This window comes from Nonomuraea rhizosphaerae (assembly GCF_019396405.1).
Lineage (GTDB): Bacteria > Actinomycetota > Actinomycetes > Streptosporangiales > Streptosporangiaceae > Nonomuraea > Nonomuraea rhizosphaerae.
In genome coordinates, this window is record NZ_JAHKRL010000290.1 from 1 (window position 1) to 3,935 (window position 3,935).

2 protein-coding genes are annotated in these 3,935 nt (G+C 66.6%); both read right to left on the reverse strand.

What is annotated here, in order from left to right; genetic code table 11:
- Positions 1-426: 426 nt before the first annotated feature.
- On the reverse strand, positions 427-2,112 hold the full coding sequence (locus tag KME77_RS14810; protein WP_219467225.1) for a ribonuclease J: 1,686 nt from the start codon (positions 2,110-2,112) through the stop codon (positions 427-429).
- A 53-nt stretch (positions 2,113-2,165) separates the two neighbouring features.
- The gene (gene dapA, locus KME77_RS14815; protein ID WP_219467227.1) at positions 2,166-3,083 is read right to left on the reverse strand and encodes a 4-hydroxy-tetrahydrodipicolinate synthase; all 918 of its coding nucleotides are present in this window, start codon (positions 3,081-3,083) and stop codon (positions 2,166-2,168) included.
- Between the last annotated feature and the right edge of the window lie 852 nt (positions 3,084-3,935).

Sequence of the window (3,935 nt, forward strand, 5' to 3'; positions counted from 1 at the left end):
GCGCCCCCACGTGAGACCACCGCCACCCCCTCCACACAGTCGGTGTACGCCTCGCTGCTGCCGCCCGCAGTGGCGCCCGTCGTGCTGGCCGCCTACGCGGTGCTGCCGGTGGCCATGGGCGTATGGCTGATAACGCCGTAGGGATGTCTGAGCTTGTGGCGCCCTCAGTTGTCGCGCCCGAGCTGATCGTTTCGTCGCCGGCCCGAGCTGCCCGGTCCAGCACGCCGTCGAAGCGGCGCTGGAGGCCGCTCGTTCACCTCAGCTTGAAGGAGCTCCATGCAAGAAACCGAGACCCTGCGCCTCAGCAGAGACGAGGGTCATAGCGAACATCGAAGTGGCTACGCGGCCGATCCCCGAAGCGAGTGCTCCGTCCGACCGCCGCCAGAGGTACGGCAGGCGCGCATGCCTGCCGTACCCGTACGAAGGTCAGACCTCAAGCACCACAGGGATGATCATCGGGCGACGGCGGTAGGTGTCGCTCACCCAGCGCCCGACCGTGCGGCGCACCACCCGGCGGATCTCCTGCGTGTCGATCACGCCGTCGGCCGCCTTCTCCTCAAGGGCTTTCTCGATCTGTGGAATGAACTCCTCGAACTGCGCCGGATCGATGCCGGAGCCGCGCGCGTGGATCTCCGGTCCTCCGGTGAGTTTGCCGGTGCTGGAGTCCACCACGACGACGACCGAGATGAAGCCCTCGTCGCCCAGGATCCTGCGGTCCTTCAGCGAGGTGTCGGTAATCTCGCCGACGGACGAGCCATCAACGTAGACATATCCGGCATGGACCGCACCGACGATCTTCGCCCGGCCGTCGACCAGGTCGACCACGACACCGTCCTCAGCGATCACGATGTGGTCGTCGGGCACACCGGTCAGCGCGGCGAGCTTGGCGTGTGCCCGCAGGTGCCGCCATTCACCGTGGACCGGCATGAAGTTGGACGGACGGGTGAGGTTCAGCACGTAGAGGAGCTCTCCGGCGGCCGCGTGTCCGGAGACGTGCACCTTGGCATTGCCCTTGTGCACGACGCGGGCACCCCAGCGAGTGAGGCCGTTGATCACCTTGTTGACGGCGGTCTCGTTGCCCGGCACCAGCGACGATGCCAGCAGCACGGTGTCGCCCTCGGCGATGCGGATCGGGTGATCCCGATTGGCCATCCTCGACAGCGCGGCCATCGGCTCGCCCTGCGAACCGGTGCAGACGAGCACCACGTCCTCCGGCGGCCACTCCTCGATGTCGCGGGAGTCGACGATCAGCTCCGGCGGCACCTTGAGGTAGCCGAGATCGCGGGCCACACCCATGTTGCGCACCATCGACCGGCCGACGAGTGCCACCTTGCGGTTATGTCTGGCCGCCGCGTCCATGACCTGCTGGATGCGGTGTACGTGCGAGGCGAAGCTGGCTACGATGACGCGCTGCTCCGAGGTACGGATCACCTCGTCGATGACCGGGCCGATCTCCCTCTCGCTGGTGACGAACCCGGGCACTTCAGCGTTGGTCGAGTCGGACATCAGCAGGTCGACGCCCTCGGTGCCGAGCCGCGCGAAGCCTCCGAGATCGGTGAGGCGACCGTCACTCGGCAACTGGTCCATCCGGAAGTCGCCGGTGTGCAGCACAATGCCGGCCGGCGTCCTGATGGCCACGGCCAACGCGTCCGGGATCGAATGGTTGACCGCGAGAAACTCGCAGTCGAACGGGCCGAACCTGTGTCGTTCGCCCTCGACCACTTCAAGCTTGGTCGGCTGGATCCGATGTTCGGTGAGTTTGGCCTCGATGAGAGCCAGCGTCAGCCTGGATCCGATGAGCGGAATATCGCGTCGTTCGCGCAGAAGGTACGGCACCGCACCGATGTGATCTTCGTGTGCGTGTGTCAGGACCACGGCCTCGACATCGTCGAGCCGGTCCCTGATGTACTCGAAGTCGGGCAGGATCAGGTCGACGCCCGGCTGGTCCGGCTCGGGGAACAGAACCCCGCAGTCGACGATCAGCAATCGGCCGTCGTACTCGAAGACAGCCATGTTTCTGCCGATCTCACCCAGCCCGCCCAGCGCGACAATGCGCAGGCCGCCCTCAGGCAGCGCCGGTGGAGGGCCGAGCTCAGGATGCGGATGGCTCATGCCTGGCCCCTTGGTCAAATCGTGTTCTCAAAACTCCCGGTTCCTCCCCGTGTCTATGCGTCTGTCAACTTCACCCCGCCGGCTACCAGGCAAGCGCGCAGCTCGGCGATCTGCTTCTCTGTTGCGGCCACCAGTGGCAGCCGTACCGGTCCGACCGGCACTCCTACCATGCCCAGGGCCGCCTTGGCCATGATCGCGCCGCCCGCGCTCAACATGATGCCTTCGATCACGGGCGCCACCTGACGGTGCACGGCGAGCGCCTGGGCGACGTCACCGTTCCGGTACAGACCGATCATGCGGGCCAGATCGGCGCCGACCACATGCCCGACAACGCTGACGAACCCGGCCGCCCCCACGGACAGCCAGGGCAGGTTGAGCAGGTCATCGCCCGAGTAGAAGGCGAGATCGGTCACCGTCATCACCTTGCTGCCCTCGAACAGGTCGCCCTTGGCGTCCTTCACAGCAACGATGCGCTCATGCTGAGCGAGCCTGATCAAGGTCTCGATCTTGATGGGTACGCCGCTACGTCCGGGAATGTCGTACAGCATCACCGGAAGGTCCGTCGCATCGGCCACCGCGGTGAAGTGCTGGTACAGGCCCTCCTGCGGCGGCTTGTTGTAGTACGGCGTCACAACGAGCAGCCCGTGAGCGCCCGCGCGGGCGGCGGTCCTGGCGAGCAAGATGCTGTGGTGAGTGTCGTTGGTGCCCGCTCCGGCCACCACAGTCGCCCGGTCACCAACCGCCTCGAGCACCGTGCGCAGAATGCGCTCTTTCTCCTCGTCGGAGGTGGTGGGCGACTCGCCGGTCGTCCCGCTGACGATCAAGCCGTCGTTGCGCTGCTCGTCCACCAGATACATGGCGAGGCGCCGTACGGCGTCGTAATCGACCGCACCGTCTGGAGTGAACGGCGTGACCATCGCGGTCAGCATGCGGCCGAAGGGCGCGTCGGTGGTTCCAGTTGGCGATGCCATAGTGCGAACGCTACCTGGATTCGCAAAACCGGTGGACGCCGCCACCCCGCTTTGCCTGCCCGCAGCCCCTATTTGTTGCCTCCTCAGCCGGGATTACCGGATGTCTCCGCCGGTCCTGGACGTGATCTTGCATGCTGCGACGCTCTTGGGATTTCTGCCTTCCAGCGGACTGCGTCACGACGAACTCCATGCCTTATGGAGCCTCCTCGGTCGTTCGCCCGCCCAGTGAGGGCGCAAACGTGGCCAGCCGAACACGACGCATCTCGAGTGCAGTGCATGATTCGCCCAGGTCGCGGGCTCAGCGCCAAGCTGCGAGATGCCGTTCTCCATGGGCGAAGGGGCCAAGAGGATCGATTGGCAGCCACGCGAAGCAATCTTCCGACAATGATCCGCCCATCGCCGGCTCGGCTGCGCTCACCTGTCCTCCGGATAGCCGTACGGCCGTACGGGCGGCGCACGCGGAGACGGATCGACATAACGCAGGTCCGCTGCCACGACATGGGTCGGGAGAAGGGATCGTCGGCTCGACACCGATGAGTGCTGGCCAGCATGGAGGGGCTAGCAGTCGACGGGCAACGTGTAGCACGGCCGAACGGCGAGTGATGCGCGCCTTGTTCGGACGGCGAGCGGACAATGGCGGCATACAGCAGGCGGCAGTAGAGGCGAGTGGCAAGCGGCAGGCAGTGTGCGACCAGGTGGAGGGCGGCAGACGGGAGGGAGTGGGTGGGCAGCAGGGGGCGGAGGGTAGAAGTGGCGGGCGAGCGGGCGAGCGGGCGAGCGGGCGAGCGGGCGAGCGGGCGAGCGGGCGAGCGGGCGAGCGGGCGAGCGGGCGAGCGGGCGAGCGGGCGAGCG

Bases quoted from the DNA above. Each gene is read 5' to 3' on its own strand.
- KME77_RS14810 (WP_219467225.1), bottom strand. From the start codon at position 2,112: ATGAGCCATCCGCATCCTGAGCTCGGCCCTCCACCGGCGCTGCCTGAG.
- dapA (WP_219467227.1), bottom strand. From the start codon at position 3,083: ATGGCATCGCCAACTGGAACCACCGACGCGCCCTTCGGCCGCATGCTG.